Raw genomic sequence first — 17,593 nt, forward strand, 5'->3', positions numbered from 1 at the left:
GACTCAAATTCATGACATCAGATCGGCAGAAGGTAGTTCATTATGTATACGCTACCCTGCAATCGACCGATTTTCTGAGGCTCGACCAGTCTGAGCGTTCAACCCTGATCGCTGCGACAGAACCTCACCCTATCTTCGCGCCAAAGACCTTTCCACAGCAGCACGGGCGTGGAGTGATGTGGTATCGAAAAGCGGTACGGCGCTATCTTCTGCTGAGACAAGCAGGGTGATCTCCGTGCAGCCCAGAATGATGGCCTCGGCGCCCGCCTCGATCAGTTTTGCCATCACCCTGCGATAGATATCCCGCGATTCCGGCCTTATTCGGCCTGCAACGAGTTCCTCGTAAATGACGCGATGTATCTCGGCGCGGTCTGCCGCATCGGGCACCATCACCTGCAAGCCGTGTCTGTCTTCGAGGCGCCCTTTGTAAAAATCCTGTTCCATAGTGAACGCCGTACCGAGCAGACCGATTTTTCGAAATCCGGCTCTCCCGATCGCTTCGGCTGTCGGGTCGGCAATATGCAGCAGGGGAATAACGAGTGCGGCCTGAATTTCAGGCGCCATGCGATGCATGGTGTTGGTGCAGATCAACAGAAACCCGGCACCGGCATTTTGCAGATGAAGAGCCGCCTCGATCAGACGTACGGTCAGGGTCTTCCAGTCACCACGATGCTGCAACGCCTCAATTTCGCTGAAATCGAAAGACCAGAGCAGGCAGCGGGCAGAAGCTGTCGGGCCCAGACGCTCTCTCACTCCTTCGTTGAGCAGACGATAATAAAGTGCCGAGCTCTCCCAGCTCATGCCTCCGATAAGACCGATCATCTGCACTGTCTTCACTCCTCAACGGAAAGGCCAAGCCTCACCGATTATGGACAAGCACGCAAATAACAGAAGTTTATCGTCCATTCAGGCGGGATATGAAAATCTGCATTTCGTCATTGAGACGGCGTAACGGGACAGCGCCTGAGGGCGGGGTTCTGCGACAGAAGACGCGTGCAAGCACGATACAAACCGACGCGCCCTTTCGTCGCCAGGCAATCGCCCACAACCAATCATGGCTCGACCAGTGGCTGCGTTTTCACCCTACGCCCTGTCTCTGGCGGGTATCGGGGTCGATCGGAGGAGCGTGCACAGCCAACCAGGGTACGGCGCTTCACCGCTCAGCGTCGATCGGAGGGGCAATGGCAACCTCAATAAAACCACGTCCCAACCGGTCTATATCTCCAGTCATTACGGATATCACCGCGCCGGTAATAATCCCTCACCCGACTGGACCAGAGGCCGAAGGGCCCTGTTCCTTCGTGGTGGTACGCATAGACGCGCCTGAACCAGACGGCGCCTGTTTCGCGTATCACCCCGCCCAATAACGGCCCATCTTCAATCCTGAACGCATGGTCAAAATTTTCTTGCATCCCGACGCATATCTTCCGTAACGTTTGGAATATGAAATGATGTGACTGGGAACTGCCCATGTGTCCTGATATTGTCTGCGGTCGCCTGAGCGACGACATGTTGAGCCGGAATTTTGCCGATGCCCATCCAGGCCTTACCGCAGAGCAGGCGGGTCTTGAGGCCGATCGCTGTTTCTACTGCTATGACGCCCCCTGTATCGAAGCCTGCCCCACCGATATCGATATTCCGCGCTTCATCAAGGCTATTGCGTCGAAGAATATTGCGGGGGCGGCCAAAACCATTCTTCAGTCCAACATCCTCGGCGGCTCCTGCGCCCGGGTCTGTCCGACCGAAATTCTGTGCGAGCAGAAATGCGTTCATACCGCCATTGAAACTCACAAGCCCGTGCGCATAGGCGCCTTGCAGCGTTTCGCGACCGACTGGCAGATGGCGCAAGCCACCCATCCATTCACACGCGCCACCCCAAGCGGGCGCCGCGTCGCCATTATCGGCGCAGGCCCTGCCGGGCTGGCCTGCGCGCATCGCCTGGCGCGCCATGGTCATGACGTCACGATTCTCGACCGACACGCTAAAATGGGGGGGCTGAACGAATATGGCGTGGCCGCCTACAAGCTGGCGGATGATTTTGCCCAGAAGGAAATCGATTTTCTACTCTCCATCGGCGGTATCGGCTTTCAGGGGGGCGCCATCCTCGGCGAGACACTCAGCCTTGCCACGCTGAGGCAGGATTTCGATGCGGTGTTTCTCGCCATCGGTCTTGGCGGCGTGCGGGCGCTGGGTCTGGAGCATGAATGCATCGACGGCGTGCAGGACGCTGTCGCTTTCATCGAGGCGCTGCGTTCCCATCCGCTTTCCACCAGTGCCGTCGGTCGGCGGGTCGTGGTGATTGGCGGGGGCAATACGGCCATCGATGCCGCCGTTCAGGCAAAGCGCCTGGGCGCCGAGGAGGTCACGCTGGTCTATCGCCGGGGTGAGGCGACCATGTCCGCCACATCGGTCGAACGCGAATGGGCGCAGACCAATGGCGTGACACTTCGTCTATGGGCGGCGCCTTTGAGGCTCGAAACAGAAAATGGCGCGCTGAGCGGCGTGCGTTTCAGGCGTACCGATCCTGAGATTCTGCCAGCCAATACACCTGCCGAATTTACGCTGGAGGCTGACATGGTGCTGAAAGCAATTGGTCAGATATTCGTCCCCGACCCCATCGCGCAGGACCATATCCTGATCGAGAACGGGCGTATCGTCGTCGACGCGCAAGGCCGCACAACGCTCCACAACGTCTATGCCGGGGGCGATTGCACGGCGGGAGACGATCTCACTGTTGCCGCCGTGCGTGACGGGCGCGAGGCGGCCGAAGCCATCCATGCCGATTTGAGCAATTCAGGCGAGAGAGTGAACTGACCATGGCCGATCTACGCACAAATTTCGCCGGCATCACCTCGCCCAATCCATTCTGGCTGGCCTCCGCCCCGCCGACCGACAAGGAATATAATGTCCGTCGCGCCTTCGAAGCGGGCTGGGGTGGGGTTGTCTGGAAAACGCTCGGCGAAGATCCGCCAGTGGTCAATCTCAGCTCGCGCTACGGCGCCCTCGCTTTCGGCGGCCAGCGCCTGATGGGGCTGAATAATATCGAGCTGATCTCAGACCGGCCATTGGCGACCAATATTGCCGAGATCAAGCGCGTCAAACGAGACTTTCCCGATCGTGCGCTCATCGTCAGCCTGATGGTACCCTGCGAGGAGCATCGCTGGAAAGCGATCCTGCCCTTGATCGAAGAAACCGGCGCAGACGGAATCGAGCTGAATTTCGGCTGCCCGCACGGCATGTCCGAGCGGAATATGGGCTCTGCGGTCGGTCAGGTGCCCGAATATGTCGAAATGGTCACGCGCTGGTGCAAGCAGAACACGCGCATGCCTGTCATCGTCAAGCTGACGCCCAACGTGACCAATATCCTCATGCCCGCGCGCGCGGCTCGTCGTGGTGGCGCCGATGCGGTCTCGCTCATCAACACCATCCAATCGGTCATCGGGGTCGATCTCGATGCCATGGCGCCGATGCCCGTCGTCGGGGGCAAGGGCACGCATGGCGGTTATTGCGGCCCCGCAATCAAGCCTATCGCGTTGCGCATGATCGGCGAGATTGCCCGCGATCCTGAAATGGCGGGCACACCGATCTCGGGCATGGGCGGGATCAGCAACTGGCACGATGCTGCCGAGTTTCTCGCCATGGGATCCAACGCCCTGCAGGTCTGCACGGCAGCCATGCATTACGGCTTTCGCATTGTCGAAGACATGATCGACGGGTTGTCGAACTGGATGGATACGAAAGGCTACGCTACCCTGCCAGATCTGAGCGGCAGGGCCGTCTCGCGCTTCGTACCGTGGAATCAGCTCAACATGAATTTCCGCACACTGGCCCATATCGACCAGAAGAGCTGCGTCGGATGCGGGTTGTGCCATATCGCCTGCGAAGACACGTCACATCAGGCAATTGCCAAACAATCCGGCCCCAAGGGACGCCAGTACAGTGTGATCGACGACGAGTGTGTCGGCTGCAATCTCTGTGCCCATGTCTGCCCGGTGGATAATTGCATCACCATGGTGCCCCAGCCTGTCGAAAGCGAGATCACCTGGCTCGAACACCCGGCCAATACGCATAGACTCAACGCGTAAGGAGCGAGAGGCAGAACATGAGCAATATACGCATCGACGGCGCCGCCCTCTGGACCGACCTGATGGAAACGGCCCGCTTTGGCGAGACCGAAAAAGGCGGTATCAAACGCCTGACCCTGACTGAGGAAGACCGTCAGGTGCGAGACTGGTTCACCGCTGCCTGCACACGCCTTGGCTGTACGATAACCGTGGACGCTCTGGGCAATATGTTCGCCCGCCGTGCGGGTCTGGACGAGTCCCTGCCGCCGCTCACCATGGGCAGCCATCTCGACACCCAGCCGACAGGCGGAAAATTCGACGGCATTCTGGGCGTTCTCGGCGGGCTCGCCGTGCTGCGGGCTCTTGATGAATCGGGGCACGTTACCCGGCACCCGATCGAGCTGATCAACTGGACGAACGAAGAAGGGTCGCGCTTCTCTCCCCCCATGATGTGTTCCGGTGCCTATGCTGGCGTCTTTACTGAGCAGGAAGTGCTCGACAAGCAGGACCGCGCCGGAATCCGCTTTGGCGATGCGCTCGATGCCATAGGCTATCGGGGAGAAAAGCCCTGCCGTGCTTCTCCTGTCGCAGCCTATTTCGAACTCCATATCGAGCAGGGCCCTATTCTGGAGGTCGAGAACCGCGTGATTGGCGCTGTGACAGGCGTGCAGGGCATGCGCTGGTATGAGGTCACGATCACCGGCAAGGATGCCCATGCGGGTTCGACGCCCATGACCCTGCGCAGCGATGCGCTTCTGGCCGCCGCCACCATGATCGGCGCGATTTCGGATATTGCCCGCTCTCACGCGCCTCAGGCACTCGGCACAGTCGGGCTGATCGAAAACCGGCCGAACAGCAGCAACGTCGTACCGAGCGAGACATTTTTCACAGTCGATCTGCGCCACCCCGACGACGCCATCGTTGCCTTGATGGAACAGGAGATGGAGGCGCGTTTCAGGGCGATTGCCGAGACGATGGAAGTCACGCAGGCGATGAGAAAGATCTGGGATGCGCCTGCCGTGCCTTTCGACCCACGTTGTGTCGCGATGGTCAGCGAAGCCGCCAGCGAGGCGGGTTTCGAATCCATGAAAATCGTCTCGGGTCCCGGTCACGACGCCGCCTATATGGCGCGTGTGGCACCGACGGCGATGATTTTCGTTCCCTGCCGCGACGGTCTAAGTCATAACGAATCCGAAAGCATTACCAAGGCCGAAGCCGAAGCAGGTGCCAACGTGCTTCTGGGGGCGTTGCTCAGAGCGGATAGTGCTTTCTGAAAAAATAGCCTGTCGCCACCTGCGACCACCATCCTGAGCGCGTGATGCGGGATTTCTGACGAGAGGATCGCCCCCTGTGACAGATGTCTGCACGCCGATGAAAGGCAGAAAAACCAGCGCGCCACGCCGCGCGACCCTGCCGCAGATCCTGAATGCCGCAGAATGGACTTTCGGCACGCGCGGGCTGAAGGGCACGCGCGTCGAGGAAATCGCCGCGCTCTGCGCCATACCGAAGGCCAATATCCTCTATTATTTCCGCACGAAAGAAGAGCTGTATCAGGCAACGCTGGCGCGGCTGCTCGAGATCTGGCTGGCTGACGCCGATGACTGGCTTTCGGCAGAGCGGGCGCCCCTTGAGGGAGTGGAAGGCTATATACGCGCCAAGATGGCCTTTTCGCGCACACGCCCCGAAGGGTCGCGCCTTTTCGCGCAGGAGCTTCTTTCGGGTGGGCTGATGATCAAGGGTTTCCTGCAAGAAACGCTTCGCGCGCATGTCGCCCGTCACGCCGAGATCTTTCTCGACTGGCAGGCGAAAGGATTGATGCGCCCTGTAGACCCCACGCATTTCCTGTGTCTGCTCTGGTCCGGCACGCAGGCTTATGCCGATATGCAGGTGCAGTTCGAAGCCTTGCTCGACCGCTCAACGCTGCATGACAGCGATTACGAAACCGGAATCGCGACGTTCATGACCCTTGTCAGACCCCTGTTTTCGCAGCCAGGCTGAAGCGCGATAAAGCGGCATGAAAAAGGCCGCCGGTGATAAAGCCGATCACCCATGAAAAATTCTGCAGCAAGGCCAGAGCGGGCAGGAATACCACAAGAAGGCCAAGGATAACGGACAGTCCGAGTGCTGCCAGCGCGCGTGGGTTGACACCCTTTCGATACCAGTATGCTGCGTTGGGCTCGATGCTGTAGAGCGCGTCGATATCGAGCGACTCTCTCTGCACGAGATAGTAATCGACAAGCAGGATGCTGGTTACGGGCGCGATGAACAGCCCGAGAATATCCAGTGTCAGATGAATGAGTTCAGGATGGGCATAGAGATTCCACGGTGTAAGCAGAATGGCCCCAATCGAGGCAATCACACCGCCCTGACGCCATGAAATGGCCGCCGGAGCGATATTGGAAAAATCGAACGCCGCAGAAACGAAATTGGCCGAGATATTGATCCCGATCGTTGCCGCCACGAGGGTCAGGGTGCCGACCAGAAGGATGGTCTGATTGTCGAACAGAATAATGGTTTCAGCCGGATCGATAATGAGTCGTCCGAGCGCCGGTTGCGTCAGAACGATGGTCGTCAGCACGAGCAGGACGAATGCCATGAAATTGACAGGCAACCCCCAGAAATTACCCCGTCGCACGTCCCCCATGCTCACGCCATAACGGGCAAAATCGCCGAAATTCAGGATGATGGCCGAGAAATATGCAAGGGTAAGTGACGCCACGCCCAATCCGCCCCAGAGCGTGGCAGGCATCGAAAATCCGCCATGAGGCAGTACCGAAAAATGCCATGCCCCATGGGTCTTGAAGAGCAGCGCCGCATCGAGAAGGAGAATCACGCCATAAATGGCCGGACCCGCCCAATCGATAAAATGACGTATGGCCTCCATTCCGCGCCAGAATACGGCGAGTTGAAGCAACCAGACAAACAGAAAGGCGCCCCAGCCCAGCATGGACAGACCCAGCGCCCCATGGCGATGCAGATCGGCATAAGACAACACATCAGGGAAAAAATGCAGAATGAACAGGACGATGGCATTCGAGGCGAGCCATGTCTGTATGCCGTACCAGCCGACCGCAATCACGCCACGCACCAGCGCCGGGATAATGGCCCCGTAAACACCAAAGGCTGCTCGTATCATCACAGGAAAGGGCACGCCCGCTTTCTGGCTGGGCACGGCCACCAGATTGCACAGGAGATGCACCAGCAGAATGGCCAGAACCAGACCGGCGAGCACAGCCCCCACAGGCAAACCCATGGTGAAAAAACTGCCTAGCGTCAAATATCCCGCAACGCTGTGGACATTGGACATCCAGAGAAAAAGATAATCGCGCCATGCCCAGTGCCGGGTCCGAACCGGGGCGAGATCGACATTCGAAAGCGGGCCTGACGGAAAGACTGCCTCACGCTGTGTCATTGTCCGGTGCCCTGTTTCAGTAAATCCCGACAGAAATCGAGCAATAGATTGACCATATGGTCAGGCTAGCCCTATGATTTCGATAATACAACGATATTCTGTTTCGGGCCTTTCGGCGACGGGAACATGCACATGCTGATGATCAAGGGCGGGACGATCGTTACCGCAGAGCGGCGTTTCAGAGCTGATATCCTTTGCGACGATGCTGGCCGGATCGCGGAGATCGGGCCGGATCTCGCGCCGCCGACCGGATGCGCTCTCGTCGATGCGGGCGGGCTTCTGGTTATGCCGGGCGGTATCGACCCGCATACCCATATGGAAATGCCCTTCATGGGCACCACGGCGAGCGACGATTTCTTTACCGGCACGGCGGCAGGCCTTGCGGGTGGCACGACGAGCATCATCGATTTCGTCATTCCCGAGCAGGGACGATCCCTCTACGACGCCTGGCGCGACTGGCGGCGCAAGGCCGAAAAAGCGGCAGCAGATTACGGCTTTCACGTTGCCGTGACGCACTGGAATGCTCAGGTTCACGAGGATATGGGCCGCCTCGTGACCGAGGGCGGCGTGAACTCCTTCAAGCATTTCATGGCCTATAAAAATGCGCTGATGATCGACGATACTGTCTTTCTTCGTTCGATGCAGCGCGCCAGAGAGCTGGGCGCGCTCTGCACCGTCCATGCCGAAAACGGCGACGCCATCGCGTTTCTGCAGGCCCAGCTTCTGGCGCAGGGTGAGACGGGGCCACAGGCCCATCCGCTCTCCCGCCCGCCCGCCATAGAGGGCGAGGCGGCACAGCGCGCCATCACTCTGGCCGCGCTTGACGACACACCACTTTACGTCGTGCATGTCTCGACCGAGGAGGCAACGCAGGCCATCGCCGCCGCGCGACTCAAGGGGCTCAGGGTTTATGGTGAGGTTCTACCCCAGCACCTCGTTTTTGACGAAAGCGTCTATCGAGACAGTGACTGGCTGAAGGCAGCGCGCCATGTCATGAGCCCGCCCTTCCGACCGCAATCTCATCAAAATTCGCTCTGGGGCGGTCTGGTTTCGGGACAATTGCAGACCACAGCAACGGATCATTGCTGCTTCTGCCAGGATCAGAAACTACGCGGGCGCGATGATTTCACCCGCATTCCCAACGGGGTGCCTGGCATAGAAGAGCGCATGAGCGTTCTGTGGCACCATGGCGTGGTCAGCGGAAGATTGAGCGCCGAGCAGTTCGTGGCCATCACCTCGACCAATACTGCGCGTATCTTCAATCTCTACCCCCGCAAGGGCTGCATCGCGCCCGGCGCCGATGCCGATCTTGTGCTGTGGGACCCCTCAGCCAGCCGAAACATTACGGCGCGCGACCTGCATCAGAACGTCGATTATACCCTCTATGAAGGCATGACCCTGACAGGCCAGGCCAAAAAGACAATCAGCCAAGGGGTCGTGGTCTGGGAGGATGGCATTCTGCGCGCTGAGCGCGGCAAAGGGCGCTATGTCAAACGCGCGCCGCTGGGGCAGGCACGCTCCCTGTGAGCGCGCCCGGACCCGGCATTCATGCGATGCCATAGCCCTCTGGATGCGATTCTCTCCAGCGGAAAGCCGTTTCGACGATCATATCGAGCGCCGAAAGACGCGGGGACCAACCTGTATCTTTCATGAATTGAGATGGATCGGCGACCAGCGTGGCCGGGTCGCCCCCACGCCTCGGAGCGGCTTCCCAGGGTAGTTTGCGCCCACTGACACGTTCGACCGCCTCGATCACTTCGATATTCGAATATCCGCAACCGGTGCCCAGATTGAAAACGACGCTCTTATCATCGATCTGGTCAAGGGCATGAGAATAGGCCGTGCCGAGATCACCCACATGCAGATAATCACGTACGCAGGAACCATCGCGCGTCGGGTAATCTGTGCCGAAGACCTTGAGCGCAGGACGACGACCGAGCGCCACGTCGATGGTCAGAGGAATCAGATGGGTTTCAGGCCGATGGTCCTCGCCGGCGCGTCCTGCCGGGTCTGAGCCCGCTGCATTGAAATAGCGCAGGCAGGCGCTACGCAAGCCGTATATGCGATCGGCCCAATGGAGCACACGCTCGATCATATATTTGCTCTCTCCGTAGGGAGAGCCTGGCTCTATCAGGGCATCGGGCGGAATTGGCTCGTCGCGCTCCGGCCCGCCAAACAGCGCTGCCGTTGAAGAAAAGACGAATTTACGCACGCCATTATCGACACAGGCCCGAATCAGGTTGAGAGACGAAACCCCGTTATGCTCGAAATAGCGCAGCGGGTCGGCCATGCTCTCACCCACCAGAGACAACGCTGCGAAATGAAGCACCCCGTCGAAAGACTGGCTTGCCAGAACATCCTGAGTCGCCGACAGATCCATCAGATCGACATGATGGAAGCTTGCACCCGCAGGAACAGCCTTGCGATGACCCGTGCTGAGGTTATCGAGCACGGCCACCTCATGACCAGCATCGAGAAGGCTGAGAACGGCGTGACTGCCTACAAATCCAGCCCCGCCAGCCACCAGATAACGCATCGCTTCCTTCTCTCCACTTTCGAAGCCCGATGTGAATGGCTCACATTCATGGCGGCTCGTTCAACCCGGCAGAGAGAAAAAACAGTGAGAAATGAGCTTTCCATACCCTCTTCATTTAAGCGAACGACGTGCATGAAACGTCTCGCCCAAGGATCAGGATTGCGCATTCTCCAATTTTCTACCGAATTAAACGTATGATTTTTCTTTATTATTCTAAATAGTAACAAAAAATATCTGAATCTTGAATCAAATTTATCGTTATCGTGGCAATAAATGCCATGACTTGTTTTTTATTCCTGGATTTTCCAAATGTTTTGCTCCCCAACTTTCTTCCGACCCAGGCGTGACCTGCAAATGATATCATCTGAGGATAGGAAGGGAGCAAACTTCCGACAAAACGCTGCAGAAGCTGCTTCTGAAATCAAAAAAGAGCCTGATTGACCAGCCGACCCGCCAAAGGCCTCGATCACAGCGCCGTTATCGTGGGATCGATCCGTCCTGTTTCAGCACCACACCAGCCAGATAGAGACTGCCACAGATCAGCACGCGGGACGGCGGCCCTTGCAAGCCGGGCAGAATAGAGGCGATGGTCAGGCCGGGCTGTGCCACACCGCCAGAAGCGGCCACGATGTCGCTGACCGGAAGGGCGAGATGCTGACCTTCCTCGCTCACGGCGTATAGGCTTGTGGCATGACGCTGAACCGGACGCAGGAAGCCTGAGGCATCCTTGCTCTGCTTCATACCCACGATCACATGCAAAGGCCGGTCGGACCAGGCGGCTAGCGTGGGAGAAAGCGCCTCGCCTGCGTTGGGGTTATGACCTCCATCGAGCCAGAGCTCCCAGCCTTCGGGTAATTGCGCTGCAAGCTTGCCTTCCAGACGCTGCAAGCGCGCTGGCCACTGCGTTTCAGCGATACCGGCCCAGGCCTTTTCCGGCACCGGCAAGCCGCTAGCCCGCAGCGCCGCAACGGCCAAAGCCGCATTGCCAGTCTGATGAATGCCCTTGAGGCCGGGGGCAGGCAGGGCGAGCACGCCCAGGGGGTCGTGATAGGCAAGAGTGCCATCGGCCTGCTGCTCGACGCCGATCTCGCGTCCGACCTGCCACAGAGGCGCAGCGCAGGCGTCCGCCTGTGCCTCTATCACAGATCGTGCCGCTTCCTGTTGGGCTGCGCAGACGACCGGAACTCCCGGCTTGATGATTCCGGCCTTCTCTGCGGCAATCAGCGCCAGCGTATCGCCCAGAAAAGCCTGATGATCGAGATCGACGGGGGTGATCACACAGGCCGAAGGCCGTGCCACCACATTGGTGGCGTCCAGACGCCCGCCGAGACCGACCTCGAGTATGACCAGATCGGCCCTGTTGCGCGCAAAAAGCAGAAGCCCCGCCGCCGTCAGAACTTCGAAGACAGTGATGGGATCGCCCGCATTGACGCGCTCGATTTCTTCGAGCGTTACGACAAGAGCGTCTTCACTCACCAGTTTTCCGGCAATACGGAAACGCTCGGTGACGTCCACCAGATGGGGGCTGGTCATGACATGCACCGACCATCCCGCCGCCTCGGCGATGGCGCGCAGCGTGGCGCAGGTGCTGCCCTTGCCATTGGTGCCTGCCACATGAATGACCGGGGGTAGCGAACGCTCTGGATTACCCAGCTTCCCCAACAGGGCATGAAGGCGATCGAGAGAGAGGTCTATGAGCTTGGGATAAAGCGCCTGAACCCGGGCCAGAACGGCGCCGGTCCGACCCTCATATTCATCGCTGAGCTTGGCCGGGGGCGCTTTGGTCGTCATGGAAATCATCCGGGAGGCAGCAAAAAACCCGCTCTGTCGACAGAGCGGGGGCAGTCAGTCTGTCTGTCAGGCGGCTTCGACTGTCGCCACTGCGGCAGGCTTGTTCATCATCATGCCGATCAGGCTGCCAAGCTTCGCATGCAGGTCATGACGCGACACGACCATATCGACCATGCCATGGTCGCGAAGATATTCCGAGCGCTGGAAGCCTTCAGGCAGCTTTTCGCGCACCGTGTCCTGAATCACGCGCGGACCGGTAAAGGCGATGAGCGCCTCTGGCTCGGCAATCTGGACATCGCCCAGCATGGCGAAAGACGCCGAGACACCGCCTGTCGTCGGGTTTGTCAGCACAACGATATAGGGCAGACCGGCATCCTTGAGCATCTCGACGCCGATGGTCGTGCGCGGCATCTGCATGAGCGACAGAACGCCCTCCTGCATACGGGCGCCGCCAGAAGCCGTGTAGATGACGAGCGCGGCCTTTTGCAGCACGGCCAGACGACAGGCAGCAATGAACGCCTCGCCAAGCGCCGTGCCCATCGTGCCTGCCATGAATTCATAGGCCATTACCGCCACGACCGCGTCGTGACCGCCAATCTTGCCATGGGCGACGGCCAGCGACTCATCGAGATGAGTCTTGGTCTTGGCGTCTTTCAGACGATCGGCATATTTCTTCTGGTCGCGAAAGCCGAGCGGATCGCTGGGAACCTTGGGCAGTTCGATCCTGGTGTATTTGCCATCATCGAACGTCCAGTCGAGGCGCTCAGTGGCCTTGACCTTGCCGTGATGGTTACAATGCGGACAGACGCGCTGTGCCTTCTCCAGATCCTTGATGAGGATCATCTGCGAGCAGGAGTCACAGCTGGTCCAGAGATTATCGGGCACCTCGCGCTGCAAAAGGCCACGGATTTTCGGTCGAACGTATTCGGTCAGCCAGCTCATCTTGATCCTACTTCTCGCCTGTCCCGCATGCGGAAAGCCCCATGCGCCGGGACGCTGCGGTCTGGATGGCTCCAGTCACTATGAGGGTGCTTTTAGCGATCTTCTGATCGTAATGCCAGTTCCACAAGAAAGGGCGGCTCCTGCTGAAAGGGCCGCCCTGCCTGTCACTTCCCGATCGAAAGAAGCCGGCGCACTCAGGCGGCAGCTTCCTCCTGCTCGTCTTCGGAGACGATGCGCGTCTGGCCACGCGTCGGGCGGAAGCGCTTTTCATGCAGGGCCAGTTCAATATCCTCAAGCGTGGCGCCCGCCGTTTCAGGCACGAAGAAGAAGATGAACAGCACCGAGGCCAGATTAATGGCGGCATAGAACCACATCGTGCCGCCAAGCGTGATGAGCTGCACCAGTGTCAGCGCTGTCCCGGTTACCAGCAGATCGGAGCCCCAGAGCGTTGCGGCATGAAGGCTCGTGGCCTGACCGCGCATCGACAGCGGGAACATCTCCGCTCCAAGCAGCCAGCCACAGACCTGGATACCGCCCGAGTTGAACGCCATGAACAGCAGCAGAAACACGATCACCAGGTAGGACCCGACACTGTTCGGTGCGGGATGCATGGCGAACACGATGCCGAGCCCGATAAGGCTCACGATAGAGCCCGGTCCCATGATCAGCATGAGACGCCGACGCCCGACGCGGTCGACGATCAGGCAGCCAATGAAGGTCATGATGCAGTAAGTGATGGCAACGCCCAGAGACGCCATGAGGGCGGAAGACGCCCCGAAGCCGGCATCGCGCAGGAAGGTGGGCGCGTAATAGATCATCATCTCCAGGCCGCCGCACTGAGTGAAGAACGCCACACCCAGCGCTGCCACCAGAGCAGGGCGTACCCAGGGGCGGAAAAGCCCTTTCCAGCCGCGGTTCTTCGGATCGGCAGCCTCCGCATTTTCGCGCATTTCGCGCACTTCCTTGCGGATGACCTTCTTGGACGTACGAATACGCCCCAGCTCGATGATAGCGCGCTTCATGCCTTCGTTTTCTGCCGTCCAGCGCGGGCTCTTGGGCATGAAGAACATCGAGACGAAGACGATGGCCGCAGGAAGGGCGGCGAGGCCGACCATCGGACGCCAGCCCCAGGCTTCGCGCTCGGTATAGCCGATGATATTGGCCAGAAGAATGCCAAGCCCGATCGCAACATTGAACATGGTCACCAGTGTGCCGCGCTTCTCGGCGGGGGCCAGCTCGGAGATATACATCGGCACAACCTGGGTCGAGCCGCCCACGGCAAAACCAAGGAACACGCGCGACACGATCAGCAGCCAGACATCGGGCGAGAACGCACAGGCCAGCGCCCCCAGAACGAACACCCCGCTCACTAACGTCACGCAAGCGCGGCGACCGTATTTTTCAGAGAACGATCCTGCCGCCAGCGCGCCGAGAATGGCGCCTGCCAGAATGGCTGAAGCCACCATCTCCTGCATCGTGCTGCTGAGATGGAAATCATCCGAGATCAGCAGCAGGGCACCCGAGATAATGCCCGTGTCATAGCCGTAAAGGCCACCGCATATGGCCGCCACGACGGCGGCCAGAATCAGGATGTATTTCGCGTAGGGCGAAACCTCGATCGGATGATCGTCGTGATGCGTCGCTTCGGGGCGAACCGTCTCTGAATTATTTTTCATGACGATATAACCGGGTACCCGCTATTTGGTTTAAATTCGCAGGGTAAAAAGGAAAAAGGAGCCTTTCATGGCCAGACCGACCAAGCAAAAAGCCGACGTGCCCACGATCAATGTACGTGAGCTGATCATCATGCACATCCTGCTGGCAGCCTTTATCGTGGGAATCATGCTGCTCGACTGGCATCTCAACTGAACAATACCCGCCTCGTCATCGCGGGTTGAATAGTCAGCGCGTTACCGGGGCAAGAAATCGCACCGCGACATAGCTGAGTGCAGCGCCGAGGCTGATCCAGAACGATACTGGCGCATCGGTATACCAGGACAGAACGAGCCCGCCCCATGACAGCGCCAGCGCCAGAAGGGCCGAGCAGGACAGACCTGCCCAGGGGGCGAGACCCAGCCTCAGCGCGCAGGCGGCCGGGCCGACAAGCAGACTGAACACCAGAAGAATTCCGGTCGTTTCCGAACAGATGGCCGTTGCCAGTGCCACAAGGCTCATGAAGCCGCAGGCGACGAGCCTCAGTCTGACGCCTCTCGCGGCCGCCAGATCGGGGTCGAGACTCGCGAAAAGCAACGGACGAGCCAGAAAGCACAGCCCCGCCAGACAAAGCCCAGCGAGCAGGAACAACAGACGCAGGGTCGCGTGATCCACCCCAAGCACATTGCCGAACAGAAGCGCAGTCGTGCTGCTGACCGGCGCATGCTGCCATTGCAGAAACAGAAGCCCCAACCCGAGACTTGCAGCCAGAACGAGCCCGATTACGCTGTCCCGGTGATTAGCGGTGGCGGCATTGGCGCGCAGATCACCTTCCGCCTCCCAGCCCAGAACCAGTCCGGCGGTCACGGCTGAAAGCGCCATGCCCATGAGCGGTGACAGCCCGATCAGCACAGCCCCCGTCGCCCCGGCAAAACCGATATGAGACAGGGCGTGCCCGGCGAAACTCTGGCCGCGCAGCACCAGAAACCAGCCGACCAGCCCGCTCAGCACTGCCACGACACCGGAAGCCAGAAAGGCATTCTGCATGAATTCATAATGCAGCATCGCTCAGCTCCAGTTTGTGCTTGGAGATCTGCAACAGATGATCGGCAAAAGGTCTGACCGCCTCAAGCCCATGGCACGACATCAGCACCGCCATGCCTGTCTCGCGGCAGCGCGCCAGCAGCATGGTCAGGATTTTATGCTGCCATTCGATATCCATGCCGCTCAGCGGTTCATCGAGAATCAGCAAAGCGGGGCTGTCGAGCAGCGCCTCGGCCAGAAAAAGCCTCTGTCTTTCCCCACCGGAAAGCTGGCTCAGAGGCTGCTCGGCCAGTGCCTCGGCGCCGGTGAGCGACAGCGCGGTCCTCAGGCCCTTCGCAATTCCACGCCCCCAGCCCGGCAGACCGAAACGCGTGCCGTGCCACGATGCGGCAATCAGGGAACGCCCCGTCATCTGGGGAGCAGGCAGCCTGCGCTCCTGCGGCATATAGCCGATCATTTGCCGCGCGGCCTGCGGCGTGCGGCCCAGAACCGTAATCCTGCCCTCGCGAGCGGGATGCAGCCCGAGAAGGGCACGCATCAGCGTGGTCTTTCCGTGGCCGTTGGCTGCCGCCAGCACAGTAAAGCTGCCCGGCGCCAGAGCGAGATCGGTCTTTTCGACAAGCACGCGTGCACCATGGCTCAGCGTCACCCGATCCAGCCGGATCGCAGAAGGGGTCTCAGCCATGAATACCGAGCGCGGTAGCCAGCCGGTCGAGCCGGGCTTTCATCCAGTCCTGCCAAGGCTGCCCGGACTCGGGAAATTCGTCGAAGCTCACAACGGCCACATGCGATTTCCGCGCCAGCGCCTCGATACGGGCCAGAGACGGACTTCTGACAGCCGGATTGACGATCAGAATCCGCACCTGATTTTCGCGAAGCGCATCTTCCAGACGCGCGACGTCACGTGGCGCCGGATCGTCATGATTCATGGTTGCCATGGCAAATTCCGGGTCGATCACCTCGATCCCGAGCGCCTGAAGCAGCGGCCCGCCCACGGGTTCGGCCACAGCAATTTTCATGCCCTGCGTCTGGGGGCGGAGCTTTTTCAGCCGCTCGGCAAGGGCCGCGATCATGGCGTTAAGATCGCTCTGACGTGCGCCGATCGCCGCCGCGTCACCTGGCAGACGCCCAACCAACTCGGTCGAGAGCGCGGCGACCAGGCGTCTGACCGCTTCGGGATCGTCGAAGAGATGGGGGTTGTCGGTTGGGCCAAGTCCTGCCAGCGAGGCGACGGAAATCACATGGCGCGACGCACTGGGCTGGGCAGCCAGCAAAGGAGGTACCCAGTCATCATAATGTCCGCCCATCATCAGCACGATATTGGAATCGGCCAGCTTGCGCGCCATATCGGGCGTGACCTGAAAATCATGCGGGTCGATGCGCGGCGAGGTGAGAATACTGGTCGTGCTGACGGTGCTGCCCCCAAGGGTTTCGGCCAGATCGCACCAGAGCGCCTCGGCACAAAAAATCCTTACCGGCTCGGCTCTGGCAGAGCCCAGCAAGGTCAGAAAGCAGATCAGCAGGAACAGGGTCTGGCGCAAAAAAGTCGCCTTTAGTTATATTATAACGACTGAGATACGCGATATAGAGGCGGAACTCTGGTCAGGACAAGCCGGAAAAGGAATTCCTTCATGCTCAGCAGCACGGCCACGACCGAACTGGACCCGTTCTCCCCCCAGATTCTCGCGCTGCTCGACCGTGCTGCCGCGTTTTGTACCACACGTGCCAGCCGCCTGACCGATACCAGGCGCCTCGTGCTGGGCCTGATTCTCGATAGCAGCAAGCCTGTCGGCGCGTATGATATTCTCGACCATCTTCGGCAATATCAGCGCAATGCCGCGCCTCCCACGGTCTATCGCGCGCTCGATTTTCTACTGGCTCAGGGCCTGATTCACCGTATCGAGCGCATGAGTGCCTTCATCGGCTGCGCTCATCGTCTGGAGTGCCATCATGGTCACGGTTGCGGCCATCGTGCCCAGTTTCTGATCTGTAGCGGCTGCGGCGCGGTCAGCGAGGTGGAAGACAGCGAAATCTCGCACGCCATCGCCAGTGCCGCGCAGAAGATCGGTTTCAAGCCGCATCAATCGACGGTCGAAATCGAAGGGCTCTGCGCTATTTGCCAGCAGGGCTGATCTTTCTGAACCGCGTGTT

General features: G+C 59.6%; 16 protein-coding genes. 7 read left to right on the forward strand and 9 right to left on the reverse strand.

Features of this window, described 5'->3' with window-relative positions; genetic code table 11:
- Positions 1–129: 129 nt before the first annotated feature.
- On the reverse strand, positions 130–822 hold the full coding sequence (locus ABHV46_RS09120) for an aspartate/glutamate racemase family protein (RefSeq protein WP_438381211.1): 693 nt from the start codon (positions 820–822) through the stop codon (positions 130–132).
- 648 nt (positions 823–1,470) lie between these two features.
- Between ABHV46_RS09120 and ABHV46_RS09125 the strand changes: the two genes are divergently transcribed.
- The 4 genes from ABHV46_RS09125 to ABHV46_RS09140 all read left to right on the forward strand — a co-directional run bounded on the left by ABHV46_RS09125 (position 1,471) and on the right by ABHV46_RS09140 (position 6,062).
- Complete coding sequence (locus ABHV46_RS09125; protein WP_438381212.1) at positions 1,471–2,814, forward strand: NAD(P)-dependent oxidoreductase; 1,344 nt, start codon at positions 1,471–1,473, stop codon at positions 2,812–2,814.
- Between the two features lie 2 nt (positions 2,815–2,816).
- Complete coding sequence (preA, locus tag ABHV46_RS09130; RefSeq protein ID WP_438381213.1) at positions 2,817–4,085, forward strand: NAD-dependent dihydropyrimidine dehydrogenase subunit PreA; 1,269 nt, start codon at positions 2,817–2,819, stop codon at positions 4,083–4,085.
- A 17-nt stretch (positions 4,086–4,102) separates the two neighbouring features.
- Positions 4,103–5,338: a M20 family metallo-hydrolase gene (locus ABHV46_RS09135; RefSeq protein WP_438381214.1), complete on the forward strand. Its 1,236-nt coding sequence runs from the start codon at positions 4,103–4,105 to the stop codon at positions 5,336–5,338.
- 97 nt (positions 5,339–5,435) lie between these two features.
- Positions 5,436–6,062: a TetR family transcriptional regulator C-terminal domain-containing protein gene (locus ABHV46_RS09140; protein ID WP_438384330.1), complete on the forward strand. Its 627-nt coding sequence runs from the start codon at positions 5,436–5,438 to the stop codon at positions 6,060–6,062.
- Here the strand turns inward: ABHV46_RS09140 and ABHV46_RS09145 are convergent.
- On the reverse strand, positions 6,034–7,476 hold the full coding sequence (locus tag ABHV46_RS09145; RefSeq protein WP_438381215.1) for an NCS1 family nucleobase:cation symporter-1: 1,443 nt from the start codon (positions 7,474–7,476) through the stop codon (positions 6,034–6,036). The genes ABHV46_RS09140 and ABHV46_RS09145 overlap by 29 nt on opposite strands.
- Before the next feature lie 132 nt (positions 7,477–7,608).
- Here ABHV46_RS09145 and hydA point away from each other — a divergent pair, with 132 nt between their 5' ends.
- Positions 7,609–9,003: a dihydropyrimidinase gene (hydA, locus tag ABHV46_RS09150; protein WP_438381216.1), complete on the forward strand. Its 1,395-nt coding sequence runs from the start codon at positions 7,609–7,611 to the stop codon at positions 9,001–9,003.
- Between the two features lie 19 nt (positions 9,004–9,022).
- On the opposite strand, the gene galE is transcribed toward hydA, so the two are convergent.
- From galE to ABHV46_RS09170, 4 genes are all read right to left on the reverse strand, one after another.
- Complete coding sequence (gene galE / locus ABHV46_RS09155) at positions 9,023–10,012, reverse strand: UDP-glucose 4-epimerase GalE (protein ID WP_438381217.1); 990 nt, start codon at positions 10,010–10,012, stop codon at positions 9,023–9,025.
- Positions 10,013–10,489: 477 nt separating this feature from the next.
- Entirely contained in the window at positions 10,490–11,803 is a 1,314-nt protein-coding gene (locus tag ABHV46_RS09160) for a bifunctional folylpolyglutamate synthase/dihydrofolate synthase (RefSeq protein ID WP_438381218.1), read from the reverse strand.
- 66 nt (positions 11,804–11,869) lie between these two features.
- Complete coding sequence (accD, locus tag ABHV46_RS09165) at positions 11,870–12,745, reverse strand: acetyl-CoA carboxylase, carboxyltransferase subunit beta (RefSeq protein ID WP_336947525.1); 876 nt, start codon at positions 12,743–12,745, stop codon at positions 11,870–11,872.
- Between the two features lie 194 nt (positions 12,746–12,939).
- Positions 12,940–14,421: a sugar porter family MFS transporter gene (locus ABHV46_RS09170; protein WP_438381219.1), complete on the reverse strand. Its 1,482-nt coding sequence runs from the start codon at positions 14,419–14,421 to the stop codon at positions 12,940–12,942.
- A gap of 67 nt (positions 14,422–14,488) precedes the next feature.
- Here ABHV46_RS09170 and ABHV46_RS09175 point away from each other — a divergent pair, with 67 nt between their 5' ends.
- Positions 14,489–14,614 (forward strand): hypothetical protein, encoded by a 126-nt coding sequence (locus tag ABHV46_RS09175; protein WP_336947527.1) that lies wholly within the window; start codon positions 14,489–14,491, stop codon positions 14,612–14,614.
- A 33-nt stretch (positions 14,615–14,647) separates the two neighbouring features.
- Here ABHV46_RS09175 and ABHV46_RS09180 read toward each other — a convergent pair whose 3' ends face one another.
- The 3 genes from ABHV46_RS09180 to ABHV46_RS09190 are packed head-to-tail and all read right to left on the reverse strand — an operon-like array spanning position 14,648 to position 16,983.
- Complete coding sequence (locus tag ABHV46_RS09180; protein ID WP_336947528.1) at positions 14,648–15,463, reverse strand: metal ABC transporter permease; 816 nt, start codon at positions 15,461–15,463, stop codon at positions 14,648–14,650.
- Positions 15,450–16,127 (reverse strand): metal ABC transporter ATP-binding protein, encoded by a 678-nt coding sequence (locus ABHV46_RS09185; RefSeq protein WP_438381220.1) that lies wholly within the window; start codon positions 16,125–16,127, stop codon positions 15,450–15,452. Before ABHV46_RS09185 ends, ABHV46_RS09180 begins: the two co-directional genes overlap by 14 nt.
- On the reverse strand, positions 16,120–16,983 hold the full coding sequence (locus ABHV46_RS09190; RefSeq protein ID WP_438381221.1) for a metal ABC transporter solute-binding protein, Zn/Mn family: 864 nt from the start codon (positions 16,981–16,983) through the stop codon (positions 16,120–16,122). Before ABHV46_RS09190 ends, ABHV46_RS09185 begins: the two co-directional genes overlap by 8 nt.
- 90 nt (positions 16,984–17,073) lie before the next feature.
- Between ABHV46_RS09190 and ABHV46_RS09195 the strand changes: the two genes are divergently transcribed.
- The gene (locus ABHV46_RS09195) at positions 17,074–17,574 is read left to right on the forward strand and encodes a Fur family transcriptional regulator (RefSeq protein ID WP_438381222.1); all 501 of its coding nucleotides are present in this window, start codon (positions 17,074–17,076) and stop codon (positions 17,572–17,574) included.
- Positions 17,575–17,593: the final 19 nt, after the last annotated feature.

This window comes from Asaia sp. BMEF1 (genome assembly GCF_051628905.1).
Taxonomy (GTDB): Bacteria; Pseudomonadota; Alphaproteobacteria; order Acetobacterales; family Acetobacteraceae; genus Asaia.